Below are 19,476 nucleotides of genomic sequence, written 5' to 3' on the forward strand. Positions count from 1 at the left end.
GTCCTCACCCATGTCATGGCAGAACGGCTCAAGGCGACGAATGCCCCAGCACATCTCCGGGTCTGACAGCGCGGCGCCGCCCGCGGCTCGCGGCGCGGTGCGCCCTGCCGCGCCCTCATCGCTCGACGAGCTGTGGCGGTCGTACAAGACCACGGGCGACGGCCGGCTGCGGGAGCAGCTGATCCTGCACTACTCACCGCTGGTGAAATATGTGGCCGGCCGGGTCAGTGTCGGGCTGCCCTCCAACGTCGAGCAGGCGGACTTCGTCTCGTCCGGGGTCTTCGGACTCATCGACGCCATCGAGAAGTTCGACCCCGAGCGCGCCATCAAGTTCGAGACCTACGCGATCACCCGGATCCGCGGCGCGATGATCGACGAGTTGCGGGCACTGGACTGGATCCCGCGGTCGGTCCGTCAGAAGGCCCGGGCCGTGGAGCGGGCGTACGCCACGCTGGAGGCCCAGCTGCGCCGCACCCCCTCGGAGGCCGAGGTGGCGGCCGAGATGGACATCAGCATCGAGGAACTGCACGGTGTCTTCAGCCAGTTGTCGCTCGCCAATGTGGTCGCCCTGGAGGAGTTGCTGCATGTCGGCGGCGAGGGCGGCGACCGGCTCAGCCTCATGGACACCCTCGAGGACACCGCCGCGGACAACCCGGTCGAGGTGGCCGAGGACCGCGAGCTGCGCCGGCTGCTCGCCCGAGCGATCAACACCCTCCCGGAGCGGGAGAAGACCGTGGTCACGCTCTATTACTACGAGGGGCTCACGCTCGCCGAGATCGGCCAGGTGCTCGGCGTCACCGAGAGCAGGGTCAGCCAGATCCACACCAAATCGGTGCTCCAGCTCCGGGCGAAACTCGCAGACGTCGGACGCTGAATCGTCCCTCCGGCATCGCCCTCATGGTGGCCTTTTCCGTAGAGTGGTCGGGTGCCCAGGATTCGAGCGGCCTCAGTGGCCGAGCACCGAACGATGCAGCGCGCGGCCCTGCTGGAGGCCGCCCGCACCCTGCTGTCCGAGGGCGGCACGGAGGCGCTGACCTTCCCCGCCCTCGCCGAGCGCACGGGACTCGCACGGTCCTCCGTCTATGAGTACTTCCGCTCGCGCGCCGCTGTGGTCGAGGAACTGTGCGCCGTCGACTTCCCGGTCTGGGCCGCCGAGGTCGAGGCCGCCATGGAGCGGGCCGACGGGCCGGAGGCGAAGATCGAGGCGTATGTCCGCCGACAGCTGGCGCTCGTCGGCGACCGCCGGCACCGCGCGGTGGTGGCGATCTCCGCCGGTGAGCTGGACTCGGGCGCGCGGGAGAAGATCCGCGCCGCCCATGGCGGACTGATCGCCATGGTGGTCGAGGCCCTCGCGGCCCTCGGGCATGAGCAGCCGCGGCTCTCGGCCGTGCTGCTCCAGGGCGTGGTGGACGCCGCGGTGCGACGCATCGAGCTCGGCGCGGCCGAGGACCCCGAGCGGATCACCGAGGCGGCCGTCGCCATGGCCCTGCGCGGCGTCCGGGGCTGACCTCCGCCGGTCCCCTCCACTCCACCGGGCGCGCGGGGGCGGCCCAGACGGATCCGGGCCCACAGGGACGCCGCCACCAGCGCCGCGGCCGTCGGCAGCCGGGTGTCCCCGGCGGGGGAGGCGAGGGCGGAGACCGTGGGCGCGCCGCGCACCCCGAACACCGGAAGCAGCCGGGAGGGCCCGCCCCGCAGCATCGACGGCGGCAGCAGCGACAGGGGATCGAGATAGCGGTCCGCGCGCCGTAGCCCCCAGTGCAGACAGCCGGACCGGCAGTGGAAGGAGCCCGGCGCCACCACGCCGACGACCTGCCCTGCGGCCACCCGCTCACCCTTGGCCACGGTGGCACGCACCGGTTCATAGGTGGTGCGCAGCGGAGGGGAGCCGGTCCCGGACACCTCGATCACCAGCACACCACGGCCCGCGACCGGGCCCGCGAAGCTCACCCGCCCCGCGCCCGCCGCCCTGACACGATCTCCCGGGCGAGCCGCGAGGTCGACCCCGCGATGCCCCGCCGCCCAGGGCGCCGGAGGCGGCTGCCAGCCCCTCAACACGGCTGGTCGCACCGCGCCCGGCCCACCGTCGACCGGCCACGACCGCTCCCCGCCCGGCCTCGTCCTCGGCGTGGGTCCCTCAGCCCGACCGGACGCCACGGCCGTCGTCGATCCCCCGCCGGGATTTGGCACCCGGCCCGGTCTCGACACTCCGCCGGGACCCGGCACCCGGCCCGGTCTCGACACTCCGCCGGGACCCGGCACCTGTCCTGGCCCCGGTGCCGCGCCCGGACCCGGTACCCCGCCCGGCCCCGGTGCCGCGCCCGGGTCAGCCGCCGCGGCCCGCGTCGCCGAAAGAGGTACCGCCGGAAGAGGCACCGTCGTCACCGGCAGCACCGACAAGATCGGCAGCGCCGGAATCACCAGGGCAAGAGCCCACCCCACCACAAGCCTTCGCATGTCCTCCACGATGGCCCGGCGACCCGAAACGGGTGGATCATGGACAGAATCGGGGGACTACTCACGGGTTGTGGATAACGCCGTCACCCGGCACCGTACCCGTCCCGTACACTTCTTATGGCGATCCGGGTCACCGGATCGACTTCGCACGCCCCGCCACCGACGCTCCGATCGCGCATCGGTCAGCTCGGTGGCCGCGCCCCTCGGTCCTTGGACGACCCCCGAAAGGGCCTCGTCCATGGCAGGCGCGTCGGGACGTCAGGAGCGGCGGCCGCCCGGCCGCCGTGGAACCGAGTACCTCAAGGAGTACGGCCATGGCCGTCGTCACGATGCGGGAGCTGCTGGAGAGCGGCGTCCACTTCGGGCACCAGACCCGCCGCTGGAACCCGAAGATGAAGCGCTTCATCTTCACCGAGCGCAACGGCATCTACATCATTGACCTGCTCCAGTCGCTGTCGTACATCGACCGCGCCTACGAGTTCGTCAAGGAGACCGTCGCCCACGGCGGCTCCATCATGTTCGTCGGCACGAAGAAGCAGGCGCAGGAGGCCATCGCCGAGCAGGCGACCCGCGTCGGCATGCCGTATGTCAACCAGCGCTGGCTGGGCGGCATGCTCACCAACTTCTCGACCGTCTACAAGCGCCTGCAGCGCCTGAAGGAGCTCGAGCAGATCGACTTCGAGGATGTGGCCGCCTCCGGCCTCACCAAGAAGGAGCTCCTGGTCCTCTCCCGCGAGAAGGCCAAGCTGGAGAAGACCCTCGGCGGTATCCGCGAGATGCAGAAGGTGCCGAGCGCCGTCTGGATCGTCGACACCAAGAAGGAGCACATCGCCGTCGGTGAGGCGCGCAAGCTCCGGATTCCGGTCGTCGCGATCCTCGACACCAACTGCGACCCGGACGAGGTCGACTACAAGATCCCGGGCAATGACGACGCGATCCGCTCCGTCACCCTGCTCACCCGGGTGATCGCCGACGCCGTCGCCGAGGGCCTCATCGCCCGTTCCGGCGTCGCCACCGGTGACGAGAAGGCCGACAAGGCCGCGGGCGAGCCGCTCGCCGAGTGGGAGCGCGACCTGCTCGAGGGTGAGAAGAAGGCCGACGACGCCGAGGCCAAGCCCGCCGAGGACGCCAAGCCTGCCGAGGACGCTGCGGACAAGCCCGCCGAGGCCGCCGAGGCCAAGCCCGCTGAGGACGCCAAGCCCGCCGAGGACGTCACTCCTGCCGAGGCCCCCGCCGCGGGCACCGAGCAGGGCTGACCACTCAGACGTCACTCAGACGGTGTATGACGGCGGGGGACGGTGCCACGGCGCCGCCCCCGCCGTTCACCCGTAGAGCTTTCGACTTTCGAGAAGAGATTCACAGATCATGGCGAACTTCACCGCCGCTGACGTCAAGAAGCTCCGTGAGCTGACCGGCGCCGGCATGATGGACTGCAAGAAGGCGCTGGACGAGGCCGAGGGCAACGTCGACAAGGCCGTCGAGATCCTGCGCGTCAAGGGCCAGAAGGGCGTGGCCAAGCGCGAGAGCCGCAACGCCGAGAACGGCGCCGTCGTCTCCCTCATCGCGGACGACAAGACGTCCGGCGTGTTGGTCGAGCTGAAGTGCGAGACGGACTTCGTCGCCAAGGGTGACAAGTTCGTGGTCGTCGCGGACGCCATCGCCGCCCACGTCGCCAAGACCTCCCCGGCCGACCTGGACGCTCTGCTCTCCTCCGAGATCGAGGCGGGCAAGACCGTTCAGGCGTTCGTCGACGAGGCCAACGCGACCCTCGGCGAGAAGATCGTCCTGGACCGCTTCGCGCAGTTCTCCGGCGGTTACGTCGCGGCGTACATGCACCGCACCAGCCCGGACCTGCCGCCGCAGGTCGGCGTCCTGGTCGAGCTGGACAAGGAAGACGCCACGGTCGCCAAGGACGTCGCGCAGCACATCGCCGCCTTCGCCCCGAAGTTCCTCACCCGCGACGAGATCTCGGCCGAGACGGTCGAGAACGAGCGCCGGGTCGCCGAGGCCACAGCCCGCGAGGAGGGCAAGCCCGAGGGCGCCCTGCCGAAGATCGTCGAGGGTCGCGTCACCGGCTTCTTCAAGGAGAACGTCCTGGTGGACCAGCCGTTCGCCAAGGACAACAAGAAGTCCGTCCAGAAGGTCCTGGACGAGGCCGGTGTCTCGCTCAAGCGCTTCGCCCGTTTCCGCGTCGGCGTCTGAGCCGAGCAGCGAATGACCGTCGACCCCGATAGGGTCGTAGTCAGCCAACCGTCAACCGGTCGGCCGCAGATGTGACGAGGAGGCCATTGCCGCAGAGGTCGTAACAGGACCCGTCCGGCAGTGGCCTTCTTCGTATGTGCACGAGGAGATCTCCAATGAATCACGGCGCGGACGCCAAACAGGCCGCCGATGACAAGAACGCGCACGGTGCGGCCAAGCATGGTCGCTTCATGCTGAAGCTGTCCGGCGAGGCGTTCGCCGGAGGCGGGGGACTCGGTGTCGACCCCGATGTCGTGCACGCCATCGCCCGCGAGGTCGCCGCCGTGGTCAGGGACGGCGCCGAGATCGCCATCGTGATCGGTGGTGGCAACTTCTTCCGCGGTGCGGAGCTGCAGCAGCGCGGTATGGACCGGGCCCGCTCGGACTACATGGGCATGCTCGGAACCGTCATGAACTGTCTCGCCCTCCAGGACTTCCTGGAAAAGGAGGGCATCGACTCCCGCGTCCAGACCGCGATCACCATGGGCCAGGTCGCGGAGCCGTACATTCCGCTGCGTGCGGTGCGCCACCTGGAGAAGGGGCGCGTGGTCATCTTCGGCGCGGGTATGGGCATGCCGTACTTCTCCACGGACACCACCGCGGCCCAGCGGGCGCTGGAGATCGACGCGCAGGCCCTGCTCATGGGGAAGAACGGCGTCGACGGAGTCTATGACTCCGACCCCGCCCGCAACCCCGACGCGGTGAAGTTCGACGCCCTGGAGTACGGCGAGGTGATCACCAGGGACCTCAAGGTCGCCGACGCCACCGCGATCACCCTCTGCCGGGACAACAAGCTGCCCATCCTCGTCTTCGAGCTCCTGGCCGAAGGAAATATCGCCCGCGCGGTGAAGGGTGAGAAGATCGGCACGCTGGTGAGCGACCAGGGCTCCCGGGCCTGACGGCTCGAACGGGGGATGGACAACGGCCTGCCGGTCGGACACCGTGCAGGAGAAGACGCACGCAGGGGCGAGGCTCTGCTTACTGATAACACCAGGAGCAAGTGGTGATCGAAGAGACCCTCCTCGAGGCCGAGGAGAAGATGGAGAAAGCCGTTGTGGTCGCCAAGGAGGACTTCGCCGCGATCCGCACCGGGCGTGCGCACCCGGCGATGTTCAACAAGATCGTGGCGGACTACTACGGTGCGCTGACGCCGATCAATCAGCTGGCGTCGTTCTCGGTGCCGGAGCCGCGCATGGCCGTGGTCACGCCGTTCGACAAGACCGCGCTCCGCAACATCGAGCAGGCGATCCGGGACTCGGATCTGGGCGTCAATCCGAGCAATGACGGCAACATCATCCGGGTGGTGTTCCCCGAGCTCACCGAGCAGCGCCGTAAGGAGTTCATCAAGGTCGCCAAGGCCAAGGGCGAGGACGCGAAGATCTCGATCCGCAGCGTCCGGCGCAAGGCCAAGGAGTCCATCGACAAGCTGATCAAGGACGGCGAGGTCGGCGAGGACGAGGGGCGCCGCGCCGAGAAGGAGCTCGACGACACCACGGCGAAGTATGTCGCGCAGGTGGATGAGCTGCTCAAGCACAAGGAAGCCGAGTTGCTCGAGGTCTGATGAACGACTCTTCCTGGGGGGCCCCACCAAGCGCCGGATTCCGGGGACCGGGCGGTCAGGGCACCTCCCCCGGCTACGGCTGGGTGGCGGCGCCTTCTTCGGCGGGTCCCGCGCACGAGGTGGGTGAAGCGGCGCAGACTCGCCCCATGCCCACCGTGCCCCACGCAGGCGGCGGCGACTCCGGCGAGGCCGCCGACCGTGACCGGGGGGCCGCTCGGCTGAGCGGCCCCCTCTTCCGCGACGAGCGGGAGCCGCAGCCCGGACCCCGGCAGCCCGCCGGACGCCAGCCGACGCCCCCCGACCCCGCGCCCGACCCCGCCTCCGCAGACGGCGGCGTGCGTGGCACCGGTGCCGGGCAGGGGAAGAAGAGCGCGGGCCGTAATCTGCGCGCCGCGATAGGGGTGGGCATCGGCCTCGGCGTGATCATCGTGGCCTCGCTCTTCATCTACAAGCCCGTGTTCGTCGGCGTGGTAGCGGTCGCGGTGGTGGTGGGGCTCTGGGAGCTGACCTCGCGGCTGGCCGAGCGCAAGGACATCCGGGTCCCCCTGGTGCCGCTCGCGGTCGGCGGAGTCGCCATGATCGTCGCGGGCTATGTGCGCGGTGCCCAGGGCGCGGTGGTGGCGGTGGCGCTCACGGCGCTCGCGGTGCTGGTCTGGCGGATGACCGAACCGCCCGACAACTACCTCAGGGATGTCACCGCGGGCGTCTTCGCCGCCTTCTACGTGCCGTTCCTGGCCACCTTCGTGGCGCTCATGCTGGACACCGAGGACGGCCCGTGGCGGGTCCTCACCTTCCTGCTGCTGACCGTGGTCAGCGACACGGGGGCGTACGCGGTGGGCTGGCGCTTCGGCAAGCATCCGCTGGCACCGCGGATCAGCCCCGGCAAGACCCGCGAGGGGCTGCTGGGCGCGGTGACCTTCGCGATGGTCGCGGGCGCGCTGTGCATGCAGTACCTCATCGACGACGGCGTCTGGTGGCAGGGCCTGCTGCTCGGCTTCGCCGTCGCGGTCAGCGCGACCCTCGGTGACCTGGGCGAGTCCATGATCAAGCGGGACCTCGGCATCAAGGACATGGGCAAGCTGCTGCCCGGCCATGGCGGGATCATGGACCGGCTCGACTCGCTGCTGCCCACCGCGCCGGTGGTGTGGCTGCTGCTGGTGATCTTCGTGGGCGGCGGCTGACGACGCCGGCCCACGGGCCCCGCGCCACACATGGCGCGGGGCCCTTCGTACGTCTGCGACACTGGGTGAACCATGCCTAAGCCCGGAGAACTGACCTTCGTCGCGCCGCGTGGGGCCAAGAAGCCCCCGCGGCATCTTGCCGACCTCACACCCGCCGAGCGCCGGGAGGCCGTCGCCGCCCTCGGGGAGAAGCCCTTCCGGGCCAGTCAGGTGTCGCGTCACTACTTCGCGCGCTATGTCGACGACCCCGCACAGTGGAGCGACATACCGGCGGCCGCGCGCGAGAAGCTGGCCGCCGGGCTGCTGCCGGAGCTGATGAACGTGGTGCGCCACATCAGCTGTGACGACGACACCACGCGCAAGACCCTGTGGCGGCTCTTCGACGGCACGCTCGTGGAGTCCGTGCTGATGCGCTACCCGGACCGGGTGACCATGTGCATCAGCTCACAGGCGGGTTGCGGGATGAACTGCCCGTTCTGCGCCACCGGCCAGGCGGGGCTGGACCGCAATCTGTCCACCGCCGAGATCGTGCATCAGATCGTCGACGGTATGCGGGCCCTCCGCGACGGCGAGATCCCCGGCGGCCCGGCCCGGCTGTCCAACATCGTCTTCATGGGGATGGGCGAGCCGCTGGCCAACTACAACCGTGTCGTCGGCGCCATCCGCCGGCTCACCGACCCCGAGCCCGACGGCCTCGGCCTCTCGCAGCGCGGCATCACCGTCTCCACCGTCGGCCTCGTTCCGGCGATGCTGCGCTTCGCCGACGAGGGGTTCAAGTGCCGGCTCGCGGTGTCGCTGCACGCCCCCGACGACGAGCTGCGCGACACCCTCGTGCCGGTGAACACCCGCTGGAAGGTGCGCGAAGTCCTGGACGCCGCGTGGGAGTACGCGGAGAAGTCCGGTCGCCGGGTCTCCATCGAGTACGCGCTGATCAAGGACATCAACGACCAGGCGTGGCGCGCCGATCTGCTCGGTCGGCTGCTCAAGGGCCGCCGGGTGCATGTGAACCTCATTCCGCTGAACCCGACGCCCGGCTCCAAGTGGACGGCGTCCCGGCCCGAGGACGAGAAGGCGTTCGTGGCGGCCCTGGAAGCCCACGGGGTGCCGGTGACCGTCCGGGACACCCGTGGCCAGGAGATCGACGGGGCCTGCGGGCAGCTGGCGGCTTCGGAGCGCTGAGGACCGGCTGATACGGTGCCTGGACATCGCCGCATCAGGCGATCGTCGTAAAACTGAACATCCGTACAAATGAACATTCCGACAGGGGAGCGCTCAGAGCGCTGAGAGTGCGGCACAGCCGCAGACCCTCGGACCTGATCCGGGTCATACCGGCGTAGGGAGTCAGCATCACCATGAACAGCCAGCTTCGGCTTGCCATCTCAGCCGCCCTCCTCGGCTCACTGGCCCTGGGCGCGCTCGTCGGTTGCGGCGAGGATTCCCAGAGCGGCACGGGCTCCAAGACGGTCACCCTGGTCACGCATGACTCGTTCGCGGCATCCAAGGCGGTCCTCAAGGAGTTCACCAAGGAGACCGGCTACAAGGTGCGGGTGCAGGCCGGGGGCGACGCCGGAGCCGCCGTCAACCAGGCGATCCTGTCCAAGGGCCATGCCCAGGGCGATGTGTTCTTCGGCGTCGACAACACCCTGCTCTCCCGGGCGCTCGACAACGACCTGTTCACCCCCTACACGGCCAAGGGCCTCGACAAGGTCCCGGCGGCCCTTCAGCTCGACCGGGCCGAGCACCGTGTCACCCCCGTCGACTTCGGCGACATATGTGTCAACTACGACCGTAAGTACTTCGCCGACAAGAAGCTGGCGCCGCCCCGGACGCTGGAGGATCTGACCAAGCCCGCCTACAAGAACCTCCTCGTCACCGAGAACGCGGCCACCTCGTCCCCCGGTCTCGGCTTCCTCCTCGCCACGGCCGCCAAGTACGGCGACGACGGCTGGAAGGGCTACTGGAAGAAGCTGCGGGCCAACGGTGTCGAGGTCGTCGACGGCTGGGAGCAGGCGTATTACGACCGGTTCTCCGGCTCGGCCGGCGGCGGCAAGGGCGACCGGCCGCTCGTCGTCTCCTACGCATCGAGCCCGCCCGCCGAGGTGGCCGACGCCAAGACCAAGCCCGCCAAGGCGCCCACCGGGGTGGCGACGGGCACCTGTTTCCGGCAGGTGGAGTTCGCCGGGCTGCTGAACGGCGCGGGCAACACCAAGGGCGGCAAGGCGCTGCTGGACTTCCTGCTGAGCAAGCGGTTCCAGGAGGACGTCCCGCTGAACATGTACGTCAACCCGGCGCGCGAGGACGCCAAGTTGCCGGAGCTGTTCACCCGATACGGGACCAGGATCGCCGACTCGGCCACCCTGGCGCCGCAGAAGATCGCCAAGAACCGTGAGCCGTGGGTCAAGACATGGTCCTCGCTGGTCCTGTAGAGCCCCGCGAGAACCGTAAGGCGGCCGACGGCCACCGTAAGGCCGACAGGGCAGTCGGCGGCCGTCGCGCGCTCGCCCTCCGGCTCGCTCTGATGGCGGTGCCGCTCGCCTTTTTCGCGGTTTTCTTCGCCTATCCCGTGGCCTCCATCGTCGCCCGGGGGCTGCGCGTCGGCGGGCAGTGGCGGTTCGGCCGGATCGCCGAGGTGGTGACCGATCCGGCGACGCTGGACGTCCTGTGGTTCACCTGCTGGCAGGCGGTCGCGTCGACCGCCCTCACGCTCGCGGTCGCGCTGCCCGGCGCCTATGTCTTCGCCCGCTTCGACTTCCCCGGCAAGGGGCTGCTGCGGGCCGTGGTGACCGTGCCGTTCGTCCTGCCGACCGTCGTCGCCGGATCCGCCTTCCTGGCCCTGCTCGGCCGGGGCGGGCTGCTGGACGAGCTGTGGGGGATGCGGCTCGACACCTCCGTCTGGGCGATCCTCCTGGCCCATGTCTTCTTCAACTACGCGGTCGTCGTCAGGACCGTCGGCGGGCTGTGGGCCCAGCTCGACCCGCGGCAGGAGGAGGCCGCGCGGGTGCTCGGCGCGAGCCGGCTGTCGGCCTGGCGCCGGGTGACGCTGCCCGCGCTGGCGCCCGCCGTGGCCGCCGCCGCGCTGATGGTGTTCCTGTTCACCTTCACCTCCTTCGGCGTGATCCAGATCCTCGGCGGCCCCCGCTACGCCACCCTTGAGGTGGCGATCTACCGGGAGACCGCGCAGTTGCTCGACCTGCCCACGGCCGCGGTGCTCACCCTCGTCCAGTTCGCCGCGGTCGCTGCGGTGTTGGCCCTGCACGCGTGGACCGTAAGGCGCCGGGAGAGCGCCCTGCGGCTCGTCGACCCCGGCCGCACGGCGCGCCGGCCGAGCGGCCCGGCCCAGTGGGCGCTGCTGTGGGGCGTGCTGGCGGTGGTCGTGCTGCTGATCGTGACACCGCTCGCGGTGCTGGTGGAACGCTCGCTGAACGGACCGGACGGCTACGGCTTCACCTACTACGAGGCGCTCAAGTCGGCCGCCGACAGCGGAGGCACCTTCTTCGTGGCGCCCATGGAGGCCGTCGGGAACTCCCTGCGGTACGCGGCGGTCGCCACCGTCTTCGCCCTCGCCGTGGGCGGCCTCGCCGCCGCCGCGCTCACCCGTAAGGCGGGCAGGCTGGTACGGGGCTTCGACGCGCTGCTGATGCTGCCGCTGGGCACCTCGGCCGTCACCGTGGGATTCGGGTTTCTGATCGCCCTCGACGAGCCCCCGCTGGACCTCCGGGCCTCCTGGGTCCTGGTGCCGCTCGCCCAGGCCCTGGTGGGCGTGCCCTTCGTCGTACGGACCATGCTCCCCGTGCTGCGGGCGGTGGACCACCGGCTCCGGGAGGCGGCAGCCGTGCTCGGAGCGTCCCCGTGGCGGGTCTGGCGGGAAGTGGACCTGCCGTTGGTGGGACGGGCCGTGGCGGTCGCGGCGGGCTTCGCGTTCGCCGTGTCCCTGGGCGAGTTCGGGGCGACCGTCTTCATCGCGCGCCCCGACCAGCCGACCCTCCCGGTGGCCATCGCCCGGTTCCTGGGCCGGGCCGGACAGCTCTCCTACGGGCAGGCGATGGCCCTGAGCACGATCCTGATGCTGGTCTGCGCCGGATCGCTGCTGGCGCTCGAGCGCATCCGCACCGACCGTTCCGGAGAGTTCTGAATGACGCTGCTGCGACTGGACGAGGTGACCGTGAGGTTCGGCCGGCGCGACGCGCTGGACGCCGTGGATCTGGAGGTCGCCGAGCACGAGACGGTCTGTGTGCTGGGCCCGAGCGGAAGCGGCAAGTCCACCATGCTGCGCGTGGTGGCCGGGCTGCAGCGCGCCGACGCCGGCCGGGTGTCGCTCGCCGGACAGGACCAGAGCGGGGTGCCCACGCATCGGCGCGGGGTGGGGCTGATGTTCCAGGACCACCAGCTGTTCCCGCAGCGGGACGTGGGCGGCAACGTCGCCTTCGGGCTGCGGATGCGCAAGGTGGGGCGTGCGGAGGCGGATCGCCGGGTCGCCGAACTGCTGGAACTGGTGGGGCTGCCGGGCGCCCAGCGCCGCCCCGTCGACTCGCTCTCCGGCGGCGAGCAGCAACGGGTGGCGCTCGCCCGCGCGCTGGCCCCACGGCCCAAGCTGCTGATGCTGGACGAGCCGCTGGGCCAGCTCGACCGGGGGCTGCGGGAGCGGCTGGTGGTGGAGCTCCGCGAGCTCTTCGCACGGCTGGGGACCACCGTCCTCGCGGTCACCCACGACCAAGGCGAGGCGTTCGCGCTCGCGGACCGGGTGGTGGTGATGGACAACGGCCGGATCGCCCAGACCGGCACCCCGCTGGAGGTGTGGCAGCGGCCCACCACCGAGTTCGTCGCCCGCTTCCTCGGCTTCGACAATGTGGTCGAGGCGATCGTGGACGGCGAGGTCGCCGACACCCGCTGGGGCAAGCTGCCCGTTCCGCCCGGCTCACGGCCGGGCCCCACCAGGCTGCTGGTCCGCCCGGCCGGGGTACGGCTGACGGACCCCGAGGAGGGGCTGGCGTGCACCGTGGAGACGCGCACCTTCCGCGGCGACCATGTGGCGCTCGTCCTGCGGCTGCCGGACCCGGCCGCGCCGCCCCTGGAGGCGTCCTGCGCCCTGCGGGACGCCCCGGAGGCGGGGGCCCGGGTGGGAGTGGCCTTCGACCCGGCCGATGTGGTGCTGCTGGACGCCGAGGTCTGACGCCTGGGTTCCTGGCGTCGCGGCGCTTGCGCCGGGGCCTGACGCTGGACTACGGCACGCCAAGCCCCGGATGCGACAACTCACCTGCGCGCAGAGCGTTCGTGACGTCAGGTCAGCCAAGCAGCGACAGCAGCGCCTCGGGTGCCTCGTCCACCGAGTCCACCAGTGCGATACGGGCCTTCATGGACCGTCCCTCCGCGAGCGCTTCGAGCAGCGGCCAGGTGGGCAGCCGCCGGGTCCAGTGGTCCCGGTCCACCAGCACCATCGGGGTGGGCTCACCGCGCGACTCGTAGTAGTTCGGCGTCGCGTTGTCGAAGATCTCCTGGACGGTTCCGGCGGCGCCCGGCAGGAAGACCACGCCCGCGGTCGAGCGCGCCAACAGCCCGTCCTCCCGGGTGGCGTTGGCGAAGTACTTGGCGATGTGCGAGGCGAACGCGCTGGGCGGCTCGTGTCCGTAGAACCAGGTGGGGATGCCGACCGACGCACCGCCGTCCGGCCAGCGCTCGCGCACCGCGAAGGCGGCCTCGGCCCACGCCCCGATGGACGGCCGGAACGAGGGCGTCTTGCCGAGCAGTTCGAGCGCCTTGTCCAGCATCGCGTCCTCGTGCGGGGCCGCGTAGGCGCCCAGGTTCGCGGCCTCCATCGCACCCGGCCCGCCGCCCGTCGCGACCGTGAGACCGGTCCGTGCCAGGGCCCGCCCGAGGCGGGCGGCGCCCGCGAACCCGTCGGAGCCGCGCTCCAGGGCGTGTCCGCCCATGACGCCCACCACCCGCGTCCCGACGAGGAATTCGTCGAGCGCGTCGGAGATCGCGTCGTCGTGGATGGAGCGCAGCATCGAGGCGAAGACGTCGCCGTCCGTCTTGGTCTGCTGGAACCAGGCGTAGGCGAGCGCGTCCGGCGTCCGCGCGTAACCGTGCTCGGTGAGGCCTTCGAAGAGCTGCGCGGGCGAGTAGAGGGTGCCGCGGTACGGATCGAACGGCAGATCCGGCACCGGCGGGAACACCAGCGCACTCCCGGCCCGGACCTTCGCGGCCGCCTCGGACTCCATCGGGCAGCCGAGGAAGACCGCCTCGCTGGTGTCGGTGGAGAGGAGCGCCGCGGTACGGCTCGTCAGGTCCACGGACTGGACCCGGAACCCGGCCAGGGTGCCGCGGGCGACGACCTGGTCGAACTCCTCGATGGACTCTATTTCCCGGTCTGGTTCCTGCACGCCGACATGCTAATCACACCGGAGGTGGGGGGCTGTGGATTGAGGCAATCGTGACCGGGCCGCTCGGTCGCACAATCCAGGCATGGATATCAACACCCGAGAAATTCAGCGGTGGAACGGCATCGCCGTGAGATGCGCCACTACCCACACCAGCGGCACCAGCAGCGCCAGCAGAGCCGTCGCGCGCAGTGCGGCCGCCCCGCGGAGCAGCCGGGTCGGGGCGCCGAGGCGGAGCAGCGCGGCCGTCGTGCGCTCGCGCGCGCTCCTCGCCTCCACGACCGCGGTCAGGGTGGTGGCCGCGGCGCACAGCGTGACCAGCGCCGCGCCCAGACCGGTGAGCGGGCCGAAGGCATGGGCGCCGGACGGCCCCGAGGCCCTTCCGTACAGCTCCAGGACGGTGTATCCGGCGGCGGCCAGGGCGCACAGCGCGCCGACCGGACGTCCGATCAGACCGGCCTCCTGCTGGAGCATGCGCCCGGCCAGCAGCCGCAGCACACCAGGCCGCCCGACGGCCAGCAGCCTGCCGCACAGATGGGTGAGACCGGGCCCGGCCAGCACCAGCCCGAGCGCCGCCAGTGCCCAGCCGCCCACCACGCCGGGCGGGTTGCCGCCGAGCCGGCCCGGCACGGCGAGCAGGGCGTCGGGGTGCGGGGGCGCGTCGCCGCTCGCGTATGCCTGGAGGGCGAGCCCGGCCGCGGTCAGGGCGATGCCCCACGGAAGGCCGGAGGTGGTCCGGTGGGGCAAAGGGGCGACCGGCCCCGTCACGACGGTGGGCGGGGCCGGGACCGCCGGGCGTCGGGCGCCCCGCGGTTGGCGGGGCGGCTGGTGTCCGGCCCGCGGCTGCCGGGGCCACAGCACGGCCGCACACGCCGCGCCCACCAGCACCGGGACGACGGCGAGCAGCGTCACGGTGCCGGCCAGGGGCAGCGGCCGACCGCTGCCGAGCTGGCGGCCGACCGCCCCGCTTCCGGCCCAGTCCAGCCAGGAGCCGAGGTCGCCACGCAGATACAGGAAGACCAGCAGCGCCAGCACACCACCGAGCGCGCAGGCGGCCGCCATCGAGACCGCCGCGAGCAGTGCCGCACGGGCCGGGCCGAGCCCGACCGCGGCGAAACCGGGGCCCGGCCCGGTGCTGGGGTCGGCGCGGCCCACGGCGACGGCCAGATGGACAGTCGCGGCCAGTGGGACGAGGCACCACAGCAGCCGCCCCACCGCGCCCTGCGAGTCCGCCGGATGGCCCGAGGCGAATCCGAGGGCGCTCAGCAGCAGAAAGCTCGCGCCCGCCGCCGCGACGGTGACCAGCGACCGCCGCAGCAGCACCGATGGGCGGGCACCGCGGGTCAGACGGAGGCTGAGCACGCGGCCCTGCCTTCCGCCTCGGAGGGGTCCGAGCCCACCCGGCGCCCGTCGAGCAGGGCGACGGTGCGGTCGGCGAGGGTGGCCACCTCCTGGTCATGAGTCGCGAGGACGACGGTGATGTCGTGGGAGCGAGCCGCCGAGGTGAGGGTGCGCAGCACCTGGGCGCGGTCGGCCTGGTGCAGCGGGGCGGTCGGCTCGTCGGCGAAGAGCACGCTGGGCCCGGCGGCCAGGGCACGGGCGATGGCGACCCGCTGGCGCTGGGACTGCAGCAGTGCGGCGGGCCGCACCCGGGCGCATTCGCCGATGTCGAGCCGGTCCAGCCACTCGCACGCGGCGCTCTTCGCGGCGCGCCGCCCGGTGCCGCGCAGCATCAGGGCGAGTGCGGCGTTCTCCCAGGCGGTGAGCTCGGGGATGAGGTGGGGCTCGGTGCCGATCCAGCCGAAGTGGTCGCGCCGCAGCCGTTCGAGACCGAGCGGGGGGAGGCTGTGCACGGGGACGCCCTTGAACCACACTTCCCCGCCGTCCGGGACGAGTTGGCCCGCCAGGCAGGTGAGGAGGGTGGTCTTGCCGCAGCCCCGCGGGCCGGTGACGGCGAGGATCTCGCCTTCCCGGGCGCTGAGAGAGACACCGAGGAGGGCGGGTGAGCCGCCGTAGGCATACGACACGGTGCGTGCCGCGAGCATGTCGTCGTCCGGCGGAGCCACCATCCCGAGCACCTCGCCTTACCTGCGATCGTCTCATTCCCCCGGTTGGGTGAACGAGCGCGAAGCCAATGGGTCACTGGCACGGTAAGGACTCGGGTGGGGGCCCGCGCCCAGGCTCGGCGCGGGTGGCCCCCATTTCCTCCGATCAGCCCTGATCGGGGTCGGGCTCCGAGCAGCCCTGATCGGGCCCGGGGCCGTCACCGGGGCCGCCGTCGGCGAACCGGTCCAGGTGGGTGGGCGCGAACATCCGCAGCAGCGCGGGCAGCACCACGACCGACGGCCCGGGGGCCGCGAGGGCGCCGGCGAGGTCCGCGCGCAGCCGCTCGGGTGTGGTACGGACCGCCGGGACGCCGAAGGACTCGGCCAGCGTGACGAAGTCCGGGCGGGACAGCTCGGTGGCGGTCGCCTCGCCGAACGTGTCCGTCATGTACTCGCGCAGGATGCCGTAGCCGCCGTCGTCCACGATCAGCCAGGTGACGGGGAGCCGGTACTGGTGGGCGGTGGCGAGTTCGGCGATCGAGTACATCGCCCCGCCGTCGCCCGACACGGCCAGCACCGGCCGTCCGGGATCAGCGGCGGCGGCGCCGAGGGCGGCCGGGAAGCCGTAGCCGAGGCCGCCCGCGCCCTGGGCCGAATGCAGGGCGCCCGCACGGGGATCGAAGGCCGACCAGGCCCAGTAGGAGAGGATCGTCATGTCCCAGAAGCTGGGGGAGTCATCGGGCAGCGCGTCCCGCACCGCGCCCAGCACCCGCTGCTCCAGTTCCAGGCCCTGCGCGTCGATCCGCTCCCGCACCCGGGTGAGCAGCCCGGCCGCGGCCTTGGCCGCCGTGCCCGGCGGGCGCGGCGTGACGGCCTCGGCGAGGGCGGCCAGCGCCTCGCGGGCGTCGGCGTGGATGCCGAGCGCCGGGTGGTTGGACTCCAGCTTGCCGAGGTCGGCCTCGATCTGGACCAGGCGGCCGCGCGGGCGGAACGTGTGGTAATTGGAGGAGAGTTCGCCCAGCCCGGAGCCGACGACCAGCAGGACGTCGGCGTCCTCCAGGAACTCGGTGGTGTGCGCGTCCTCCAGCCAGGACTGGAGCGAGAGCGGATGATCCCAGGGGAACGCGCCCTTGCCGCCGAAGGTCGTCGTCACGGGCGCGTCCAGCGCCTCGGCCAGCGCCCGCAGCTCCTGCCGCGCCCCGGCGCGCACCACTCCGCCGCCAGCCAAGATCACCGGACGCTCGGCGGCGCTCAGCAGCCTCGCGGCCTCCGCCGTCAGCTCGGGCCGCGGCGGCAGCGGCCGGGGCGCGGCGCGCAAGGAGGTCACCGGCGGCACGGAGACCGGTGCGAGCAGCACGTCCTGCGGGATCTCCAGCCACACCGGCCCGGCGGGAGCCTCCAGCGCGGATGCCCAGGCGGCGGCGACCGCGGAGGGGATCTGGGAGGCGGTACGGACCGTGTGGACGGACTTGACGATGTCGCGGAACGACGCCTTCTGGTCGACGAGTTCATGGAGATAGCCCTTGCGTCCGCCGCCGAGCCCCGCGGTCGGCACCTGGCTGCCGATGGCCAGGACGGGCGCGGAAGCCGCCGCCGACTCCTGCAGCGCGGCGAGCGTCATGAGCGCCCCCGGCCCGGTGGACACCAGCAGCGGCGCGACCGTACCGGTGACACGCGCGAAGGCGTCGGCGGCGAACCCGGCGTTGTTCTCCACCCGCAGCCCCACATAGGTCAGCCCGGACCGCCGCAGCGCGTCGAACGCCCCGAGAGCGTGCTGTCCGGGAAGCCCGAACACGGTGCTCGCCCCGAGCGCGGTGAGGGACTCCACGACGAGATCGCCGCCGTGACGCGCGCGCTGTGCGGTGGGCATGGATGGGTGCCTTTCTGACGGGGCGTATGGAAGCGCGGATGAGGGAGGGGTAGGTATGGCGGCGCTGCCGGTGTGGGGGCGCGAGGCAGTGTCAGGCGCCCGCGGCGGCCGGGCTGGTGGTCTCGGAGGCGGGGGCGGCCGGTTCACCGGCGAGTCGGCGCCGCCAGGCGTCGAGGATCGCCGCGTCGGTCGGCTTGGTGGCGAGGCTGACCGCCACATACGCCACCAGCGAGGCCAGCAGCCCGAAGTAGATGGGTTCGTTGGCGAGGATGCCCTTCCATCCCATCAGCGCGATGACCGTAAGGCCGCCGACACTCACCGAGGCCAGGGCGCCCGCGCCCGTGCCGCGCTTCCACAGCAGCCCGCCCAGGATCGGCATCAGCAACCCGCCGACCAGCACGTTGTAGGCGACGGTCAGTGCCTCCACGACATCGTTGAGCGCTACGGAGATGCCGATCACGGCGATGCCCATGATGAGGATGAAGACGCGGTTGCCGCCCACCTCGTCGTGGGAGTCACCGGCCGTACGGAGCGTACGGCCGCGCAGCCGGGCCCAGATGTCGTTGTTGGCCACCGTCGCGCAGGCGATGAGCGCGCCCGAGGAAGTGGACATCACCGCGGACAGCGCGGCGGCCAGCACCAGTCCCTTCACGCCCACCGGGAGGGAGTCCTTGACGATGGTCGCGAACGCGTCGTCCGGGGCGTCCAGCTTGGGGTACAGCACCTTCGCCGCCGTGCCGATGACCGCGCCCGCGACCGCGTATGCCAGGCAGTACGTACCGGCCGCGGTGCCGCCACGGCGGGCCACCTTGTCATCGCGGGCGGTGAAGACCCGCTGCCAGATGTCCTGGCCGATCAGCATGCCGAAGGAGTAGATGAGCACATAGGTGAAGACGGTCTGGCCGCCGATGCCCAGGGGCGAGAAGTAGCCGTGGGGGAGTTCGGACTCCATCGCGCCGAAGCCGCCCGCCTTCACCACCGCGATCGGCAGCAGCAGGAGCAGCACGCCCACCGTCTTGACCACGAACTGCACCATGTCGGTGAGGGTGATCGACCACATGCCGCCGAGCGTCGAGTAACAGACCACGATCGCCCCGCCGAGCACGATGGCGATGACCCGGTCCAGGCCGAAGATCACGTCGAAGATGGTGGCGTAGGCGATGGTCGAGGTGACCGCGAGCATCAGGGTGTAGCCCCACATCACGATGCCCGAGATCAGGCCGGAGGAGCCGCCGTAGCGCAGATCCAGCATCTGGCTGACCGTGTAGACCTTGAGGCGGGCGATGCGCGCCGAGAAGAAGACCGACAGCGCCAGCAGCCCGAGGCCGATGGTGATGACCATCCAGGCGCCGGAGAGCCCGTACTGGTAGCCGAGCCCGACGCCGCCGATGGTGGACGCGCCGCCGAGCACGATCGCGGCCATCGTCCCGGAGTACATGAACGGCCCCAGCCGCCGGCCAGCGACCAGGAAGTCGCTGGTGGACGTGGTGCGGCGCATGCCCCACCAGCCGAGCGCGAGCATGCCCGCGAGATAGACGACGATCACGGTGTAGTCGACAGCGGTCATGGCGGTGCTCCTCGGTCCGGCGGGGGTCGGCTAGCGGTCGGGAGATCGGGCGAGCGGAGCCGCACGGGATCGGGGAGGTCCCGGCGATCCGCGGGGATCGGGTCGTGGGGAGTGCGGGGCGTGCGGGGAATGTGGGGAGTGACGGAGACCCTAGGTGTCGCCGGAGCGTCCGGGAAG

The 19,476-nt window shown here is 71.5% G+C and carries 16 protein-coding genes, 1 pseudogene and 1 riboswitch; of the genes and pseudogenes, 11 read left to right on the top strand and 6 right to left on the bottom strand.

Features of this window, described 5'->3' with window-relative positions:
• The first annotated feature begins 40 nt into the window (after positions 1 to 40).
• Together whiG and AS97_RS32065 are read left to right on the top strand one after the other, a co-directional pair.
• Complete coding sequence (gene whiG, locus AS97_RS32060) at positions 41 to 874, top strand: RNA polymerase sigma factor WhiG (RefSeq protein WP_014055202.1); 834 nt, start codon at positions 41 to 43, stop codon at positions 872 to 874.
• 93 nt (positions 875 to 967) lie between these two features.
• Positions 968 to 1,507 (top strand): TetR/AcrR family transcriptional regulator, encoded by a 540-nt coding sequence (locus AS97_RS32065; protein ID WP_059144205.1) that lies wholly within the window; start codon positions 968 to 970, stop codon positions 1,505 to 1,507.
• Between the two features lie 149 nt (positions 1,508 to 1,656).
• Here the strand turns inward: AS97_RS32065 and AS97_RS32070 are convergent.
• A pseudogene (locus tag AS97_RS32070) lies at positions 1,657 to 2,376 on the bottom strand (peptidoglycan DD-metalloendopeptidase family protein); the annotation flags it as partial.
• Positions 2,377 to 2,771: 395 nt separating this feature from the next.
• Here AS97_RS32070 and rpsB point away from each other — a divergent pair.
• From rpsB to AS97_RS32115, 9 genes are all read left to right on the top strand, one after another.
• Positions 2,772 to 3,713, top strand: coding sequence for a 30S ribosomal protein S2 (gene rpsB, locus AS97_RS32075; protein ID WP_059144206.1), 942 nt, complete (start codon positions 2,772 to 2,774; stop codon positions 3,711 to 3,713).
• Positions 3,714 to 3,822: 109 nt separating this feature from the next.
• A complete protein-coding gene (gene tsf / locus AS97_RS32080; RefSeq protein ID WP_059144207.1) occupies positions 3,823 to 4,659 on the top strand; it encodes a translation elongation factor Ts in 837 nt (278 codons plus the stop codon).
• Between the two features lie 155 nt (positions 4,660 to 4,814).
• Entirely contained in the window at positions 4,815 to 5,597 is a 783-nt protein-coding gene (gene pyrH / locus AS97_RS32085) for a UMP kinase (RefSeq protein WP_014055206.1), read from the top strand.
• A gap of 104 nt (positions 5,598 to 5,701) precedes the next feature.
• A complete protein-coding gene (frr, locus tag AS97_RS32090; RefSeq protein ID WP_059144208.1) occupies positions 5,702 to 6,259 on the top strand; it encodes a ribosome recycling factor in 558 nt (185 codons plus the stop codon).
• Complete coding sequence (locus AS97_RS32095; RefSeq protein ID WP_059144209.1) at positions 6,259 to 7,440, top strand: phosphatidate cytidylyltransferase; 1,182 nt, start codon at positions 6,259 to 6,261, stop codon at positions 7,438 to 7,440. The genes frr and AS97_RS32095 overlap by 1 nt, the downstream gene beginning before the upstream one ends.
• Before the next feature lie 72 nt (positions 7,441 to 7,512).
• The gene (rlmN, locus tag AS97_RS32100) at positions 7,513 to 8,619 is read left to right on the top strand and encodes a 23S rRNA (adenine(2503)-C(2))-methyltransferase RlmN (RefSeq protein ID WP_210566104.1); all 1,107 of its coding nucleotides are present in this window, start codon (positions 7,513 to 7,515) and stop codon (positions 8,617 to 8,619) included.
• A 73-nt stretch (positions 8,620 to 8,692) separates the two neighbouring features.
• Positions 8,693 to 8,797: riboswitch (TPP riboswitch) on the top strand.
• The gene (locus tag AS97_RS32105; protein WP_210566105.1) at positions 8,793 to 9,866 is read left to right on the top strand and encodes a thiamine ABC transporter substrate-binding protein; all 1,074 of its coding nucleotides are present in this window, start codon (positions 8,793 to 8,795) and stop codon (positions 9,864 to 9,866) included. (Overlaps the previous riboswitch by 5 nt.)
• Positions 9,867 to 9,958: 92 nt before the next feature.
• Entirely contained in the window at positions 9,959 to 11,572 is a 1,614-nt protein-coding gene (locus tag AS97_RS32110) for an iron ABC transporter permease (protein ID WP_059144241.1), read from the top strand.
• Complete coding sequence (locus AS97_RS32115; protein WP_059144212.1) at positions 11,573 to 12,610, top strand: ABC transporter ATP-binding protein; 1,038 nt, start codon at positions 11,573 to 11,575, stop codon at positions 12,608 to 12,610.
• 112 nt (positions 12,611 to 12,722) lie between these two features.
• Here AS97_RS32115 and AS97_RS32120 read toward each other — a convergent pair whose 3' ends face one another.
• The 5 genes from AS97_RS32120 to AS97_RS32140 form a co-directional block, all read right to left on the bottom strand.
• Complete coding sequence (locus tag AS97_RS32120) at positions 12,723 to 13,820, bottom strand: LOG family protein (protein WP_059144213.1); 1,098 nt, start codon at positions 13,818 to 13,820, stop codon at positions 12,723 to 12,725.
• Between the two features lie 105 nt (positions 13,821 to 13,925).
• Complete coding sequence (locus AS97_RS32125; protein ID WP_086709949.1) at positions 13,926 to 15,179, bottom strand: hypothetical protein; 1,254 nt, start codon at positions 15,177 to 15,179, stop codon at positions 13,926 to 13,928.
• On the bottom strand, positions 15,161 to 15,886 hold the full coding sequence (locus tag AS97_RS32130; RefSeq protein ID WP_059144242.1) for an ATP-binding cassette domain-containing protein: 726 nt from the start codon (positions 15,884 to 15,886) through the stop codon (positions 15,161 to 15,163). The genes AS97_RS32125 and AS97_RS32130 overlap by 19 nt, the downstream gene beginning before the upstream one ends.
• Before the next feature lie 142 nt (positions 15,887 to 16,028).
• Positions 16,029 to 17,732 carry a thiamine pyrophosphate-binding protein gene (locus AS97_RS32135; protein ID WP_210566106.1) on the bottom strand — a complete coding sequence of 568 codons (1,704 nt, stop codon included), beginning with the start codon at positions 17,730 to 17,732 and terminating at the stop codon, positions 16,029 to 16,031.
• 91 nt (positions 17,733 to 17,823) lie between these two features.
• Positions 17,824 to 19,299 (bottom strand): sodium:solute symporter, encoded by a 1,476-nt coding sequence (locus tag AS97_RS32140; protein ID WP_059144216.1) that lies wholly within the window; start codon positions 19,297 to 19,299, stop codon positions 17,824 to 17,826.
• Positions 19,300 to 19,476: the final 177 nt, after the last annotated feature.

It is taken from the genome of Streptomyces sp. AgN23 (assembly GCF_001598115.1).
Classification (GTDB): domain Bacteria; phylum Actinomycetota; class Actinomycetes; order Streptomycetales; family Streptomycetaceae; genus Streptomyces; species Streptomyces antimycoticus.

Bases quoted from the DNA above. Each gene is read 5' to 3' on its own strand.
- whiG (WP_014055202.1), top strand. From the start codon at position 41: ATGCCCCAGCACATCTCCGGGTCTGACAGCGCGGCGCCGCCCGCGGCT.
- AS97_RS32065 (WP_059144205.1), top strand. From the start codon at position 968: ATGCAGCGCGCGGCCCTGCTGGAGGCCGCCCGCACCCTGCTGTCCGAG.
- rpsB (WP_059144206.1), top strand. From the start codon at position 2,772: ATGGCCGTCGTCACGATGCGGGAGCTGCTGGAGAGCGGCGTCCACTTC.
- tsf (WP_059144207.1), top strand. From the start codon at position 3,823: ATGGCGAACTTCACCGCCGCTGACGTCAAGAAGCTCCGTGAGCTGACC.
- pyrH (WP_014055206.1), top strand. From the start codon at position 4,815: ATGAATCACGGCGCGGACGCCAAACAGGCCGCCGATGACAAGAACGCG.
- AS97_RS32095 (WP_059144209.1), top strand. From the start codon at position 6,259: ATGAACGACTCTTCCTGGGGGGCCCCACCAAGCGCCGGATTCCGGGGA.
- rlmN (WP_210566104.1), top strand. From the start codon at position 7,513: ATGCCTAAGCCCGGAGAACTGACCTTCGTCGCGCCGCGTGGGGCCAAG.
- AS97_RS32105 (WP_210566105.1), top strand. From the start codon at position 8,793: ATGAACAGCCAGCTTCGGCTTGCCATCTCAGCCGCCCTCCTCGGCTCA.
- AS97_RS32110 (WP_059144241.1), top strand. From the start codon at position 9,959: ATGGCGGTGCCGCTCGCCTTTTTCGCGGTTTTCTTCGCCTATCCCGTG.
- AS97_RS32115 (WP_059144212.1), top strand. From the start codon at position 11,573: ATGACGCTGCTGCGACTGGACGAGGTGACCGTGAGGTTCGGCCGGCGC.
- AS97_RS32130 (WP_059144242.1), bottom strand. From the start codon at position 15,886: ATGGTGGCTCCGCCGGACGACGACATGCTCGCGGCACGCACCGTGTCG.
- AS97_RS32135 (WP_210566106.1), bottom strand. From the start codon at position 17,732: ATGCCCACCGCACAGCGCGCGCGTCACGGCGGCGATCTCGTCGTGGAG.
- AS97_RS32140 (WP_059144216.1), bottom strand. From the start codon at position 19,299: ATGACCGCTGTCGACTACACCGTGATCGTCGTCTATCTCGCGGGCATG.